Raw genomic sequence first — 15,587 nt, 5'->3', positions numbered from 1 at the left:
CGCGCCCCTGGAAGGCATGCGGCTTCGCCGCGCCTTCCCCAGATGAAAGGCGCCCCGCACCTCGATCGGGGAAATGCGACCCGGAGGGTCTGCATTTCAGGGGCGCGGGGAACTGCGCGACCAGCCACGACGGTGGGAGAGCCGCCCGCGAAGAGGTACCCGGCAGCCGAGGAGGCGCCGCCTCACACAGCCCCGAACCACCCGCGGAGCACCCCGTACCGCGGGAGAAACCGACGGGACGCCCCCGAGAAACACCCACCCCGCACGCTGAACAGCATGCCCGCACCGACCCCCCGCCCAGTGATCATCGGCACCGGCCTGGCCGGCACCCGCCTGGCCCAGCGCCTGGGCGAGGACGCCGTGCTCATCGGAGAGGAACCGCACGCCCCGTACAACCGCGTGCTCCTCGCCGAGGTCCTGGCCGGCACGTACGCCCCCGACGTCATCGCCCTCCCCCGCACCCCCGCCTCCCCCCTGCGCACCCGCGCGGTCCGGATCGACCGTGAGCGCCGCGTGGTCCAGTGCGAGAACGGCACCGAGGTCCCGTACGAGACCCTGGTCCTGGCCACCGGCTCGAACCCGGTGCTGCCTCCGCTGCGCGGCCTCTTCGCCCCCGGCGCCACCGAACTGCCCCTCGGCGTGCACGCGTTCCGCACGATGGACGACTGCCTCGCCCTGTCGCGGGCCGTCACCGAGGGGACCCGCGCGGTCGTCATCGGCGGCGGGCTGCTGGGTGTGTCGGCGGCCCGCGCGCTGGCCCGGCGCGGCGCCCAGGTGGTGCTCACGCAGCAGGCGGAGCGGCTGATGGAGCGGCAGCTGGACCCCCGGTCGAGCGCGCTGGTCCACCGGCACCTCGCCGAGCTGGGCGTCGAGATCCACACCGAGTGCCGGGTGCGCGGCGTCCGCGTCGAGGACGGGCACGTCCGCCGCGTCGAGCTGCACGACGGCTTCATGCTCGACACCGACGTCACCGTGCTGGCCTGCGGGGTCCGCCCCCGCACCGGCCTCGCGCAGGCCGCGGGGCTCGACGTGCGCAAGGGGATCGTCGTCGACGACGAGCTCCGCACCAGCGACCCGCACATCCGCGCGGTCGGCGACTGCGCCCAGCACGCCGGCACGGTGTACGGCCTCGCGACGCCCGCGCTCGAACAGGCGGACGCACTCGCGGCGCTGCTCACCGGCGCCGAGGCCGCGTACACCGGCACCCGCACCCTGACCCGGCTCACGCTCCCGCACGAGGCCGGCCCCCTGGACCTCGCCGCGTTCGGCGAGCCCGACCCGCTGCCCGGCGACGACGTCGTGCAGCTCACCGACGCCACCCGCGGCACGTACCGCAAGGTCGTGGTCCGCGGCGACCGGCTGGTCGGCGGTGTCCTGGTCGGGGAGCTCGCCAGCGTCGGCGCGCTCGCCCTCGCCTGGGAGGCGAACGAATCCCTGGCCGCCGACGACGCCGTCGGCGCGCCGCTGCTCCATCTGCTCACCCACGACGGAGGCCTCTGACATGCCCACCCTCGTTCTCATCGGCCACGGCATGGTCGGCCAGCGCTTCCTCGAAGCGGCCGCCGAACGCGGCCTGACCCGCAGCCACCGCGTCGTCGTGCTCTGCGAGGAGCCGCGCCCCGCCTACGACCGGGTCCAGCTCACCTCGTACTTCTCGGGCACGACGCCCGAGGAACTGTCCATCACGGACCCGGAGTTCATCACCGCGCACAACATCGAGCTGCACGTCGGCGACCCTGCCGAGTCCGTCGACCGGGCGGCCCGCACCGTGCGCTCCCGCTCCGGCCTGGAGTTCACGTACGACACCCTGGTCCTGGCCACCGGCTCGTACCCGTTCGTGCCGCCGGTCCCCGGCAAGGACGCGACCGGCTGTTTCGTGTACCGCACGATCGAGGACCTGTACGCGATCGAGGAGTACGCGAAGAACCACGCGACGGTCGGTGCCGTCGTCGGCGGCGGGCTGCTCGGCCTGGAGGCCGCGGGCGCGCTGAAGGGTCTCGGACTGACCACGCACATCGTGGAGTTCGCGCCGCGCCTGATGCCGGTGCAGGTCGACGAGGGCGGCGGCGCGGCCCTGCTCAGGACGATCGGCGACATGGGGCTGAGCGTCCACACGGGCGTCGGCACCCAGGAGATCGTCACCGGCGACCGGGACGCCGTACGGGCGATGAAGCTGTCGGACGGCTCGGAGCTGGCGACCGACCTCGTCGTGTTCTCCGCCGGGGTCCGGCCGCGCGACCAGCTGGCCCGCGACATGGGTCTGACGGTCGGCGAGCGCGGCGGGATCGCGGTCGACGCGGAGTGCCGCACGAGCGACCCGGCGGTGTTCGCGATCGGCGAGTGCGCCCTGGCCGTGGACGGCCGGGTGTACGGGCTCGTGGCGCCGGGCTACGAGATGGCGCAGACGGCCGCCGACGCGATCCTCGGCACGGCGGGCGACGGCTTCACCGGCGCCGACCTGTCCACCAAGCTGAAGCTGCTCGGCGTGGACGTGGCCTCGTTCGGCGACGCGCACGGGGCGGCGGAGGGCTGTCTCGACGTCGTCTACTCGGACTCGCGCTCGGGCACGTACAAGAAGCTCGTGATCGGCTCCGGCGGCGAGCTGCTCGGCGGGATCCTGGTCGGGGACGCGGAGGCGTACGGGACGCTGCGGGCGCTGACCGGCACGGTGCCGCCCGTCGCGCCGGAGGCCCTGGTGCTGCCGGCCGGTGCGGGCGCCCCCGCGCAGCTCGGCCCGGAGGCGCTGCCGGACGACGCGGTGATCTGCTCCTGCCACAACGTCACCAAGGGCGAGATCTGCGCCCACACCACGCTGCCCGAGGTGAAGAAGTGCACCAAGGCCGGTACGGGGTGCGGGAGTTGCGTCAAGCTCATCGGGCAGCTGCTGCCGAAGTCCGGCGACGACGGCCTGTGCGGCTGCTTCGCGCTGACCCGCCAGGAGCTGTACGAGATCGTGCGGGTCAAGCGGATCACGACATTCGCCGAGGTCCTCGACGGGCACGGGCGTGAGACGGCGCGCGGCGGCGAGGGCTGCGAGGTGTGCAAGCCGACGGTCGGTTCGATCATCGCCTCGCTCGCCCCGTCGATCGGCGCGGACGGCTACGTCCTGGACGGCGAGCAGGCGGCCCTCCAGGACACGAACGACCACTTCCTCGCCAACCTCCAGAAGAACGGCTCCTACTCGGTCGTGCCCCGGGTGCCCGGCGGCGAGATCACCCCGGAGAAGCTCATCGTGATCGGCGAGGTGGCCCGCGACTTCGGGCTCTACACGAAGATCACGGGCGGCCAGCGCATCGACCTCTTCGGCGCGCGGGTGGATCAACTCCCGGCGATCTGGGGCCGGCTGGTCGACGCGGGCTTCGAGTCGGGGCACGCGTACGGCAAGGCGCTGCGCACGGTGAAGTCCTGTGTCGGCCAGACCTGGTGCCGCTACGGCGTGCAGGACTCGGTCCGCATGGCGATCGACCTGGAGCTGCGCTACCGGGGCCTGCGCTCCCCGCACAAGCTGAAGTCGGCGGTCTCCGGCTGTGCCCGCGAGTGCGCGGAGGCCCAGTCGAAGGACTTCGGCGTGATCGCCACGGCCAACGGCTGGAACCTGTACGTGGGCGGCAACGGCGGCATGACCCCGCGCCACGCCGACCTGCTCGCGCAGGACCTGAGCGACGCCGAGCTGATCCGTCTGATCGACCGCTTCCTGATGTTCTACATCCGCACCGCCGACCGCCTGGAGCGGACCTCGACCTGGCTGGACCGGATCGAGGGCGGGCTCGACCACGTACGGGACGTCGTCGTGCACGACAGCCTCGGCATCTGCGACGAGCTGGAGGCGCTGATGCGTGCCCATGTCGCGAACTACCGCGACGAGTGGGCCGAGACCCTCGACGACCCGGAGCGCCTGGCCCGCTTCGTCTCCTTCGTGAACGCGCCCGGCACCCCGGACCCGACGGTCCGCTTCGTCCCGGAGCGCGACCAGATCAAGCCCGAACTGCCGCTGATCTCGCTGGCCTCCCTGGAAGGAACCGCAGCCCGATGACCCTGACGACGATCGCCCCCGCGACCACCGTGCAGCTCGCTCTGGACGAGGAGTGGCTGGAGGTGTGCGACCTCGACCGGCTCGTCCCCGGCCGCGGGGTCGCCGCCCTCCTGCCCGACGGTCGGCAGGCCGCCCTGTTCCGGGACCGCTCCGGGCGGGTCTACGCCATCGACAACACCGACCCGTTCACCGGTGCGGCCGTCCTCTCGCGCGGACTGCTCGGCACCGCCGAGGGCCGCCCGTTCGTCGCCTCGCCGCTCCTGAAGCAGCGCTTCGACCTGGAGACGGGCCGCTGCCTCGACGACGAGGGGATCGCCGTCGAGGCGTACGAGGTGCGGGCGGCCTGACCCGCCGCCGGACCGTGGCGGGCCGGCCCCGGCGTCCTCAGTCGATGCCGGAGCGCTCGACGCCCGCCACGATCCACCGCTGGAACAGCAGGAACACGAGCAGCAGCGGCAGGATCGACACGGCGGCCGCGACGAACAGCTCGTGCAGCCGCACCACCTGCGCCGTCGTGAACGAGGACAGGGCCACCTGCACCGTCCAGGAGTTCTGGTCCTGTCCGATGACCAGCGGCCACAGGAACGAGTTCCACGCGCCGATGAACACGATCGTGCCGACCGCCGCGAAGACGGGCCGGGAGTTCGGCACGACCACCCGCCAGTACGTGCGCCAGTAGCCGAGCCCGTCGACCCGCGCCGCGTCCTCCAGCTCCCCGGGGAACCCGAGGAAGTACTGCCGGAAGACGAAGCAGGCGAACGCCGAGAACAGCGTCGGCACGATCAGTCCGCGCAGCGTCGACACCCAGCCGAGCGAGGACACCAGCACGAAGCTCGGCACGAACGTGACGGCCGCCGGGACCATCAGCGTGCCGAGGATCGCGTAGAAGACCTTGTTCGCGTGCCGGTACGGGATGCGGGCCAGGCCGTATCCCGCGAGGGAGGCGAGGACGAGCGTGCCGAGGGTCGTGGCGACGGCGATGAGCGCCGAGTTGAGCAGGGAGCGCGCGAACGGGACCGAGCTGTCCTCGAACAGCTCGGTGACATTGCCCCATTGCAGATCCGTGGGGAAGAACGTCCAGTCCGGAGAGGTGATCTCCTGCTCGGTCGCCAGGCCGTTGCGGACCAGGAGGTAGAAGGGGACGAGGAAGAGCAGGGCGAGGGCGACGAGCAGCGCGAGGCGCAGGGCGCGCCCGGCCCGCACCAGCCCGTCGTCCCTGAGCCCGCTGTTTCCGGTTCTGGAGCTCACGCGTCGGCCTCCTTCCTGCCGAGACCGAACCAGCGGGCCTGCCCGATCGTCACCACGGCGACGATCAGCGCGAGCAGGACGGCGCCGGCGCTGCCCAGGCCGAGGTTCTGCCCCTGCCCGAGGGCGAGGTAGTAGAGGTAGACGAGGGGCGGGCGGGCGTAGGGCGGGTACCCGCGGGCGTCGGACAGCAGGTTGTAGAACTCGTCGAAGGCCTGGAAGGCGTTGATGACGAGCAGCAGGACGACGGCGACGGACGTCGTGCGCAGCTGCGGGAACGTGATGTGCCGGAACACCTGCCAGCCCGGCCGCGCCCCGTCGACGGCCGCCGCCTCGTACAGCGTCGGGCTGATCCGCTGGAGCCCGGCCAGGAACAGGATCATGTAGAAACCGGCCTGGAGCCAGAGCCGTACGGTGACGATGACCAGCCAGTACCAGGGTGGGTCCGTGGTGGACAGCCAGGCGATCTGGTCGGCGTCGACATAGCCGAGCAGGGTGTTGGCGAGGCCGAAGCGCACACCGTTGAAGAGCGACATCTTCCAGATGAGCGCGGCGACGACGTAGCTGCACGCGGCGGGGAGGAAGAAGACGGACCGGAAGAAGGCCTGGGCGCGCCGCAGCCGGTTCACCATGAGGGCGAGGGCGAGCGAGGCGGCGTAGGTCGTCGGCACGATGAACAGCGTGAACAGGCAGAACGTCCACAGGCTGCTGGTGAACGCGTCGTCCCGCAGCAGCGCCGTGTAGTTGCCGAGGCCGACGAACTCGGTGGGTGTCACGGTGTTGTGGGCGTCGAAGAAGCTGAGGTAGACGCTCCAGCCGAGCGGGACGTACGTGAAGACGACCAGCCCGAGCAGGAACGGCCCGACGAACACCCAGAACCACCGGGTCCGATGGCTCTCCTGCTTCTCCCGCTTCTCCTGTTTCTGTTGCTCCTGTTGCTCCTGTTGCTCCTCTTGTTTCTCCCGGCTCACTTGCTCTTCACGCGGTCGAGCTCGGCCGACACCTTCCGCACGACGGTCTTCAGCTCGCTGTCCGGGTTCGCGCCGTCCTTGATGATCCGGTTGAGCGCGTCCTGGTACGCGGTCTGCGCGGCCGGGGTCCACAGCAGCGGCTGGGCGAAGCCGTGGTCGGTGGTGAACCGGACGGCGTCGGCGGCCGCACCCGTGCGCAGCTTGGCGGCCTTCTTCGCGAGGGAGATCCGGGCGGGGATGTGGAAGCCGTAGGAGAGCGCGAAGTCCTCCTGGTAGTCGGTGCGTTCGATCCACAGCCACTTCAGGTAGTCCTTGGCCGCCTGCTCGTGCGCGGTGCGGGTGGAGACGGCCGCGGCGTAGGCGCCGACCGGGACGGCGGGGCGGCCCCGCGCGCCGTCCTTCGGGAACGGCAGGACGCCGAAGTCGTCGCCGAGGGCCTTCTGGACGGCGGGCAGCGCCCACAGCCCGGACCACTGCATGGCGGTGAGGCCCTGGAGGAACGCGGACGGGTCCGACCAGTCCGCGGGCGCCCCGAGCAGCAGGGCCTTGTCGGCGTAGAGCCGGTGGAGCTTGCCGAGGGTGCGGGCGGCGGCGGGATCGTCGAAGCCGACCCCGCCGTCCTCGGTGACGAGTTCGAGTCCGGCGGCGAGCAGCGGCGTCCCGCCGAGCACTCCGGCCCCGGCGTCGTTCCCCAGGAAGAGCCCCTTGACCTTCTTGTCAGTCAACTTCTGCGCAGCATCGACGAGTTCGTCCATCGTCCGCGGCGGCTCGACCCCCGCGTCCTCCAGCAGACTCTTCCGGTAGTAGAGCATCTGCATGTCGACGACCTGCGGGATCCCCCAGATCTTCCCGTCGTACGTCTTCGGCGCGAGGACCGCCTGGTTGAAGTCGTCCTTGACGCCCTCGAACAGGTCGGTGAGGTCCACGACCTGCTTGCCCTGAATCTGGTCCAGGGTCGGCCCGTTGACCTCGAAGACGTCCGGGCCGGATTTCGTGAGCAGCGCGGCGGCGGTCTGCTGGTCGTAGTTCCCGGGCCGCCACTGGACACTCACCCGCGCCTTGTCGTAGGCCGCCGCGTACTTCTTCACGGCCTGCTCGGTGCCCTGTTCGCCGTACTGGTGGTACCAGTGCGAGAGCTTCGGGCCGCTGCCGCCGCCCCCGTCGTCGCCGCCGTCCCGGCCGGTGTTCGAACCGCACGCGGTGAGCAGGCCGAGCGCGGCGGCGCTCCCGAGCATTCCTCTACGGCTGATGGTCATGCTGTCGCCCCCAGTTGTCCGTCCCTGGCCCGTACACATGAATCCATACACACGAATCCGCACACATGAACTCGTCGGCCCAACGATCAACCATGCAAGGGAATTACGACAGACCCACTAAGGCCGTGTGACGTCTCATCCCTTGAGCACACTGCCGTACGTGACGCCCGTGAGCTGCTCGGAAGCGGCCCAGAGCCGCTCGCCCGCAGTGTCGTCGAGCGTCCAGGGAGCCCGCCAGGACTTCGCCGGGGCGCCGCGGGTCATCAGCACGCGGGGCCCGTAGAAGTCGTCGGGGCGGACATCGGGGGCGGTCGCCGCGCGGAGCGTGGGCAGGGCGCCGTCCTCGGCGGGCTGGGCGACGATCCGGTTGGCCAGCTCGAAGATCCGCTCGGCGCCCTTGCGGCCCTCCATGCGCGCGCCGCGCGTCTGGAGCGACGTGGCGGCGTACCCGGGGTGGGCGGCGGCCGCGACGAGCGCGGTGCCGGCGCCGGTCGCCCGCCGGGCCAGCTCGTGCGTGAACAGCAGATTGGCCGTCTTGGACCGCCCGTACGCGATCCACTTGCTGTACTTCTTCTCGCTGTTGAGGTCGCCGATGTCGATGTTGGCGAGGGCGTGCATCGCGCTGGAGACGGTGACGACGCGGGGCGCCGGGGCGGCGAGCAGGCTGGGGAGCAGCAGGCCCGTCAGCGCGAAGTGCGCGAGGTGGTTGACCCCGAACTGGGTCTCGAAGCCGTCGGTGGTGCGGGTGCGGGGCAGGGCCATGACCCCTGCGTTGTTGACGAGCAGGTCGAGGGTGCGGCCCTGCCACGCCTCGGCGAACTCCCGCACGGACGCGAGGTCCCCGAGGTCGAGCGGCGCGAACTCGGCCTCCGCGCCGGGCACTTCCTTCTGGGCCTGCTCCACGGCGGCGCTCCCCCGCGCCTCGCTCCGGCACGCGAACACGACCCGCGCGCCGGCCCGGGCGAGCTCCCGCGCGGTGACGTACCCGATCCCGCTGTTGGCCCCGGTCACGATGGCCGTGCGCCCGCGCTGATCAGGAATCCGGCTCGCGTTCCATGCGGCGCTCATCTTGGGGGCCTCTCTCTGTGCGGCGGGTGGGTTACCGCAGGGTACGCCCCGCGCTCGCCGCTCAGTCCCGGCGAATCAGCTCCGGGTCGATCCTTCGCCCGACCAGCGGCAGCGACCCGAGGGCCGCGATCCCGACCACCCCGAGCGCGCTCGCGAGCAGCAGCGGCACCCCGTCCCCGTCCCAGAACACGTCGCCGCCGCCGCTCACCAGATAGCTCGACTCGACGAGCTTCCCGGTGACCAGGGCGAGGACGAGCCCGATCCCCAGCGGCATGACGACCTGAGCGACCTGCACGGCCCGCAGCGTCCGCCGCCGCGTCCCGAGCAAGGTCAGCGCGGTGACCTGCCCCCGCCGCTCCACGGCCCGGTCCCCGGCGGCGACGAGGTAGGCGGCGACCCCGATGATCAGGCCGAGGACCATGCCGACGCCCAGGAGGGATTTGATGAGGGCGACTTGGCGGATGCCGTCGATGTTGAGGACGCCGGGGATGATTTCCACCGTGGGGGCGACAGCGCCGATGCCGTCGAGCACGGAGCGAACGGTGTCCGTGTCCGAGGCCGAAGCGAGAACGACCTCCGCACCCTCGAAACGCGCACCTGCGGGGATCGCCGAGGGCGGGACGATGATTCCGGAGTTGCCGTCGACGATCGATGAACCATCACTGGGCACCTTCACCACGCCGTGCGGCACAGTCAGCTTCCACATGCGCTCGCGCCCGGCCCCCTTCAGGCGCAGCAGGGCCGGTTCGCCTGGCAGCAGTTGCTGATCGTCATTGGGATCGAGGCTGCGGAGCCGCTGGGCCTTACCGTCCACGCACCCTGTCGAGCCAGGAGCGAGAAATTCGAGTTGCCGACATGTGCCGATGAGCAAGGACGCGCTGGGAACGTAGCGTTCCTCCTCCGGATCCGTCCACGACGAGGCCTCCACGACTTGCGCTCCGACGCCCGGGATCCGGCCCAGTTCACGCACCTGCCGCTCGGACACCGCGCTGCGAGCAATGCGGTACTCCTGCACCGGCGAGTCCGGCCGGTAGACCTGATCGAGCTCGATCAGTACGCCTTGCGTCAGGGAGCCGGCGAAGACGACCAGCACCAGCCCCGTCGCCACGCGCAGGGCGCTCCCGGACTCCACTTCGTTGCGCCGCATGGCGAGGTTCAGCGTGAACGAGCGAGTGGACGCGGCCACGCGTCGGGAGAGGAACTGAGCGAGAACCGGCAGGGTGAGAGCAAGACCGGCACCGACAAGAAGAACGGCGGACGGGATCAGGACCGCAGACAGGGCCGTGTCCCGTGGTGCGTGGCCCGTGGCTCCTGCTACGCAGTATCCGACGCCGATGCCTGCCCCTGCGAGGAGCGGGATGAAGCCCCACCTCGAAGGGCGACGCTGAACCGCTGTGCGGCGCACGGCCAGTGGGCTTCTGGCAGCTTCCCGCACGCTCACTCGTCCCACCAGCCAGGCGAGGAGGGGACAGCCGATCAGGCACACCGCAATCGTTGTCCCGTCCGGTGTGGCGTCTTCCGGGTACCACTTCAGGCCGGGCAGCCCGATCTTCGCCCCCACCTGGTTGAGCACCGTGTACAGCCCCAGCCCGAGCAGCCCCGCGAACAGCGCTGCGACGACTGTCTCCACCGCGTTGACACGCTGGATCCCCTTGGTGCTCAGGCCGAGCAGTCTCAGCGCGGCGAGACGGCGGGCCCGGCTAGCCGCTGACAGCCGCGCGCAGACGGCGAGGAACACGCCCAGGGGCAGCAGGACGACGCCGATCATCGTGAAGCGGACGATCTCCAGCGCGCTTGCTTCGACGGTCGGTCCGACGCCATAGGGATCTCCGTAAGTGTTGAACCGATGTCCCTCCTCCGGGATCATCGCGCGGCTGACTCCCACGTACGCGAACAGTTCGTCCGGGTCGGCCACCCCTTCACGGCCGATGACACCGGCCTGGCGGCCGGGCAACCGTTGCTTGAGGCCGGAATATTCAGCCAGCGCCTCGGCCAGACGCGGCGAGACGAAGAACTCCCCGGGTCGGGGAAACCGGTTCACCCCTGGCGGCGCCGGTGGCACCCGGTCGGTACCCGGAGCGAGAAAGACCCGGGTGAACTGTCGGGACCCGAAGGGGTCGTCCCGCTGGATCGTGAACCCGTACGCACCGCTCCCGCCCGGAGCCGACTTCGAGAACTCCGGCTCTCGAGCAGCGGTACGGGCGTCACGGGCCTCGAGGATTCCGGAGATCGACAGCACGATGGTCAGGCAGCACACCCCGACAGCCCCGCCTGCGGCCATGAGTGCGAACCGGACCCGGTTGCCCCGGCCAGACCCGACCAGCAGGCGCAGGCCGAGCAGAAACTCCCTCACTGGTCGCCCTCCGGAGTGAGGGTCCCGTCGGCCATGACATACCGGGTGTCGGCACGGGCCGCGACCGCCGCGTCATGCGTCACCAGAACCACAGCTGTCCCTTGCGCCTTGGCGAGCAGCAGGAACTCCTCCAGCACGGTGTTCGCGTTGGCACTGTCCAGGGAGCCGGTCGGTTCGTCGGCGAAGACGACCGCCGGCTTGTGGATCAACGCCCTCGCCACCGCGACCCGTTGGCTCTGCCCTCCGGAAACCTGGGAAGGCCGCCGGTCCCGTACGGAATCGAGCCCGAGCCGACCGAGGACCTGGCCCGCGAGTTCGAGCGCCTCCCCCTTGCGCTGCCCTGCGAGCCGCAACGGCAGGGCCGTGTTCTCCTCGACGGTCAGCTCCGGCAACAACTCCCCGTACTGGAAGACGAATCCGAACCGCTCGCGCCGCAGCGCGCTGAGCTCCTCGTCGTCCAGCTCACCCAACACGTTCCCCTCGAACCACACCTCCCCCGCCGACACGGGGAGCACGCCTGCCAGGCAGTACAACAGGGACGACTTACCTGACCCGCTTTGTCCCGTGACCGCGACGACTTCACCACGCCGCACGGACAGGGACACCTCCTTGACGGCCACTGCAGCCCCGTACCGAAGCTCCACCTTGCTCGCCACCAGCACTTCCGGCGCCTGCGCAGACATCTGTATCGGACCCTCCTGGGAAAGGGCCCGGGGTGCCGTCCAGCACCCCGGGCCTACGTGTCTGCTAGTCGGCGGCCGGGTTCTTGCGGTGCATGGTGGACGAGCAGTTGTCCGGGTGCAGCGATCCCCGGTCCCGGCAGACCCTCATGTATGCGTCCCTGGTGTACGCCTGCGCGCCGTCCCAGTGAGAGCGATGCAGATTCACGGCCTTGCCCTGCTTGCCGTAGGTCCGGGTCCAGTCGTGGCCCTCGATCTTGGTCTCGATGTACGCGTTGTGCCCGTCGGTACGGTCCTGGTCTTTGAGCGTGCCCTTCCACTCGAACGCACCGTGATTGACGCCTCGCTTGTTGAACAGGTACCAGCCAGAGAAGCTCGCTCCTGCGCTCTTGAGCTGCATGCCATGCCAAGAACCCGCCACCGCCACCCCCGCCCCACCCACGAACACCCCGGCCGCGACCAGCCCCACCACACCGTTCTTCACACTCCGCAAACGCACGACGCGCACACCCTCCGAGTAACCCCGGCCGCTCCAGCGGCGACCCGGGGATCACAGACAGTAGTCGTACGCAAAGCGCTGAACCGATTACTCAAAGTGACGATCACTTGATGGGGTGATCCTCGCGCGGTCCACGGACGCCGGGGAAACGAAAAAGCGGCACCCCCCGCACAAGGGGTGCCGCTCTCTCGTAGGTGACCGGGGCCGCCGAAGGATCGGTGAGGGTCAGGGACCGACGGCGGCTCCGGGGTTCACGGGGACGGGATCAGCGGTGGTCGCTGCCCTCCGACGTGGAGGCCGCACGGCCCGCCTCGAGGCGCGCGACGGGGATGCGGAACGGGGAGCAGGAGACGTAGTCCAGGCCGACCTCGTGGAAGAAGTGGACCGACTCCGGGTCACCACCGTGCTCGCCGCAGACGCCGAGCTTGAGGTCGGGGCGCGTGGCGCGGCCGGCCTCGGCGGCGTTGCGGACCAGGGAGCCCACGCCGTCCTTGTCGATCGTCTCGAAGGGGCTGACGCCGAAGATGCCCTTCTCCAGGTACGCCGTGAAGAAGGAGGCCTCCACGTCGTCGCGGGAGAAGCCCCACACGGTCTGCGTCAGGTCGTTCGTGCCGAAGGAGAAGAACTCCGCGGCCTCGGCGATCTGGCCGGCGGTGAGCGCGGCGCGCGGCAGCTCGATCATCGTGCCGATGGCCAGCTTGAGCTTGACGCCGGTCGCGGCCTCGACCTCCGCGATCACCTGGTCGGCCTCCTCGCGGACGATCTCGAGCTCCTGGACGGTGCCGACGAGCGGGATCATGATCTCGGCGCGCGGGTCGCCCTTGGCGTTCTTGCGCTCGGCCGCGGCCTCGGCGATCGCGCGGACCTGCATGGTGAACAGGCCGGGGATGACCAGGCCGAGGCGGACGCCGCGCAGACCCAGCATCGGGTTCTGCTCGTGCAGGCGGTGCACGGCCTGGAGGAGCCGCAGGTCGTTCTCGTTCGGGTCCTTGCGGGACTCGGCGAGGGCGACGCGCACCGACAGCTCGGTGATGTCGGGCAGGAACTCGTGCAGCGGCGGGTCGAGGAGACGGACGGTGACCGGAAGGCCGTCCATGGCCTCGAAGAGCTCGATGAAGTCCTTCTTCTGGAGCGGGAGCAGCGCCTGGAGGGACTCCTCGCGCTCACTCTCCGTGTCCGCCAGGATGAGGCGCTCGACGAGCTCGCGGCGGTCACCGAGGAACATGTGCTCGGTGCGGCACAGGCCGATGCCCTGGGCGCCGAAGCGGCGGGCGCGCAGCGCGTCCTCGGCGTTGTCCGCGTTGGCGCGGACCCGCAGGCGGCGGACCCGGTCCGCGTACGCCATGATCCGGTGCACGGCGCCGACGAGCTCGTCGGCATCGTCGGCGCCGGCGTGCATGCGGCCCTCGAAGTACTCGACGACCGGGGACGGGACGACCGGTACCTCACCGAGGTAGACCTTGCCGGTGGAACCGTCGATGGAGACGACGTCGCCCTCTTCGACGACCACGCCGGAGGAGGTGGTCATCCGGCGGCGCTTGGTGTCGACCTCGAGCTCCTCGGCGCCGCAGACACAGGTCTTGCCCATGCCGCGGGCGACGACGGCCGCGTGGGAGGTCTTGCCGCCGCGCGAGGTCAGGATGCCCTCGGCGGCGATCATGCCGTCCAGGTCGTCGGGGTTGGTCTCGCGGCGGATCAGGATGACCTTCTCGCCGGAGCGCGACCACTTGACGGCCGTGTAGGAGTCGAAGACGGCCTTGCCGACGGCCGCGCCCGGGGAGGCGGCGATGCCGCGGCCGATCTGGTCGACCTTCGCGTCCTCGTCGAACTTGGGGAACATCAGCTGGGCGAGCTGCGCGCCGGTGACGCGCTGCAGGGCCTCGGCCTCGTCGATCAGGCCCTGGTCGACGAGCTGCGTGGCGATGCGGAAGGCGGCGCCGGCGGTGCGCTTGCCGACGCGGGTCTGCAGCATCCACAGCTGGCCGCGCTCGATGGTGAACTCGATGTCGCAGAGGTCCTTGTAGTGGTTCTCAAGGGTCTGCATGATCTGCATGAGCTGGTCGTACGACTTCTTGTCGATCTGCTCCAGCTCGGCCAGGGGGACCGTGTTGCGGATGCCCGCCACGACGTCCTCGCCCTGCGCGTTCTGCAGGTAGTCGCCGTAGACGCCGGCGTGGCCGGAGGCGGGGTCGCGGGTGAAGGCGACGCCGGTGCCCGAGTCGGGGCCGAGGTTGCCGAAGACCATCGAGCAGATGTTGACCGCGGTGCCGAGGTCGCCGGGGATGCGCTCCTGGCGGCGGTACAGCTTGGCGCGGTCGGTGTTCCAGGAGTCGAAGACCGCGTGGATCGCGAGGTCGAGCTGCTCGCGGGCGTCCTGCGGGAAGTCGCGGCCGGCCTCGGTCTTGACGATCTTCTTGAACTTGGTGACGAGCTTCTTGAGGTCGGCCGCCTCGAGGTCGGTGTCGACCGTGACCTTCTTGGCGTGCTTGGCCTTCTCCAGCTCCTCCTCGAAGAGGTCGCCGTCGACGTCGAGCACCGTCTTGCCGAACATCTGGATGAGGCGGCGGTACGAGTCCCACGCGAAGCGGTCGTCGCCGGCCTGCTTGGCGAGGCCCTGCACGGACTTGTCGGAGAGACCGATGTTCAGGACCGTGTCCATCATGCCGGGCATGGAGAACTTGGCGCCCGAGCGGACGGAGACGAGCAGCGGGTCGTCGGCCTGGCCGAGCTTCTTGCCCATCTGCTGCTCGAGGGCGTCCAGGTGGGCGGACACCTCGTCACGCAGTGCCACCGGCTCCTCGCCACTGTCGAGGTAGACCTTGCAGGCCTCGGTGGTGATGGTGAAGCCGGGAGGAACCGGGAGACCCAGGTTGGTCATCTCGGCGAGGTTGGCACCCTTGCCGCCGAGGAGGTCCTTGAGGTCCTTGTTTCCCTCGGTGAAGTCGTAGACGAACTTCGCTACCTGGGGAGTGTTGTTTTCCGACACGGGTCTCGACCCCTTGAGGCTCGGTGGCTGCCCTGACGGCCAGGAACATACCCAGATCCAAGGCTGATGGGTACGTCCACTCAGCCGTCCTGGGGCCCCAACCACCCGTCCGCCAGCAGATTGAAAGTAATGGGTTGGCAAGGTCGCCCGAGGCTGTTCGTTCACTTCTTGAATCCACAACCCCCGTAGACCCGCAATAACGCTCATGTGAGCGGGTCTCTGGCTCACTTGCGTTCACATCATAAATGATCGCGCAGTGGCACTCAGTGCCAGGCATTGAAGAAGCGCAGTCAGCGAATGAGCGCTCATCTGAGCGCAACCCCTATCAGGGGTGGCGAGGATCACGCGCCGGAAGAGGCCCTTCGGACACCCGGATTTCAGCATCCGGACAACGCGGAGGGGGCCCCCCGGGCGTGGGACGCAGGGGGCCCCGACCCCAATAATTGGGGGCGCATCGGTGGGGGGGGGGGGGGCGAGCCCCCCCGGGAGTGCGCGA

The 15,587-nt window shown here is 70.2% G+C and carries 11 protein-coding genes; 3 read left to right on the top strand and 8 right to left on the bottom strand.

The window, feature by feature from the left end:
• Positions 1–276: 276 nt before the first annotated feature.
• From ACFW9D_RS02980 to nirD, 3 genes are read left to right on the top strand one after another with little or no spacing between them, the layout of a single operon-like run.
• Entirely contained in the window at positions 277–1,500 is a 1,224-nt protein-coding gene (locus ACFW9D_RS02980; RefSeq protein WP_384617025.1) for an NAD(P)/FAD-dependent oxidoreductase, read from the top strand.
• Between the two features lies 1 nt (position 1,501).
• A complete protein-coding gene (nirB, locus tag ACFW9D_RS02975; protein WP_384617022.1) occupies positions 1,502–4,033 on the top strand; it encodes a nitrite reductase large subunit NirB in 2,532 nt (843 codons plus the stop codon).
• Positions 4,030–4,380, top strand: a complete 351-nt coding sequence (gene nirD / locus ACFW9D_RS02970; RefSeq protein ID WP_188339066.1) for a nitrite reductase small subunit NirD — start codon at positions 4,030–4,032, stop codon at positions 4,378–4,380. The genes nirB and nirD overlap by 4 nt, the downstream gene beginning before the upstream one ends.
• A 37-nt stretch (positions 4,381–4,417) precedes the next feature.
• Here nirD and ACFW9D_RS02965 read toward each other — a convergent pair whose 3' ends face one another.
• The 8 genes from ACFW9D_RS02965 to ppdK all read right to left on the bottom strand — a co-directional run bounded on the left by ACFW9D_RS02965 (position 4,418) and on the right by ppdK (position 15,091).
• Positions 4,418–5,281 (bottom strand): carbohydrate ABC transporter permease, encoded by an 864-nt coding sequence (locus tag ACFW9D_RS02965; RefSeq protein WP_188339065.1) that lies wholly within the window; start codon positions 5,279–5,281, stop codon positions 4,418–4,420.
• Complete coding sequence (locus ACFW9D_RS02960; protein ID WP_223206146.1) at positions 5,278–6,150, bottom strand: carbohydrate ABC transporter permease; 873 nt, start codon at positions 6,148–6,150, stop codon at positions 5,278–5,280. The genes ACFW9D_RS02965 and ACFW9D_RS02960 overlap by 4 nt, the downstream gene beginning before the upstream one ends.
• A 95-nt stretch (positions 6,151–6,245) precedes the next feature.
• Entirely contained in the window at positions 6,246–7,505 is a 1,260-nt protein-coding gene (locus ACFW9D_RS02955; RefSeq protein WP_384617018.1) for an ABC transporter substrate-binding protein, read from the bottom strand.
• Positions 7,506–7,640: 135 nt separating this feature from the next.
• The gene (locus ACFW9D_RS02950; protein WP_384617015.1) at positions 7,641–8,573 is read right to left on the bottom strand and encodes an oxidoreductase; all 933 of its coding nucleotides are present in this window, start codon (positions 8,571–8,573) and stop codon (positions 7,641–7,643) included.
• A gap of 61 nt (positions 8,574–8,634) precedes the next feature.
• The gene (locus ACFW9D_RS02945; protein WP_384617013.1) at positions 8,635–10,926 is read right to left on the bottom strand and encodes an ABC transporter permease; all 2,292 of its coding nucleotides are present in this window, start codon (positions 10,924–10,926) and stop codon (positions 8,635–8,637) included.
• Positions 10,923–11,609 (bottom strand): ABC transporter ATP-binding protein, encoded by a 687-nt coding sequence (locus ACFW9D_RS02940; protein ID WP_188339060.1) that lies wholly within the window; start codon positions 11,607–11,609, stop codon positions 10,923–10,925. The genes ACFW9D_RS02945 and ACFW9D_RS02940 overlap by 4 nt, the downstream gene beginning before the upstream one ends.
• A 64-nt stretch (positions 11,610–11,673) precedes the next feature.
• Positions 11,674–12,006 (bottom strand): hypothetical protein, encoded by a 333-nt coding sequence (locus ACFW9D_RS02935; protein ID WP_384617010.1) that lies wholly within the window; start codon positions 12,004–12,006, stop codon positions 11,674–11,676.
• Positions 12,007–12,370: 364 nt separating this feature from the next.
• The gene (gene ppdK / locus ACFW9D_RS02930) at positions 12,371–15,091 is read right to left on the bottom strand and encodes a pyruvate, phosphate dikinase (RefSeq protein ID WP_188339059.1); all 2,721 of its coding nucleotides are present in this window, start codon (positions 15,089–15,091) and stop codon (positions 12,371–12,373) included.
• Positions 15,092–15,587: the final 496 nt, after the last annotated feature.

This window comes from Streptomyces sp. NPDC059524 (assembly GCF_042749255.1).
GTDB classification, from domain to species: Bacteria; Actinomycetota; Actinomycetes; order Streptomycetales; family Streptomycetaceae; genus Streptomyces; species Streptomyces xanthii.
Note: the sequence above shows the minus strand (reverse complement) of the source record. Positions and strands in the feature narration are given on the sequence as shown.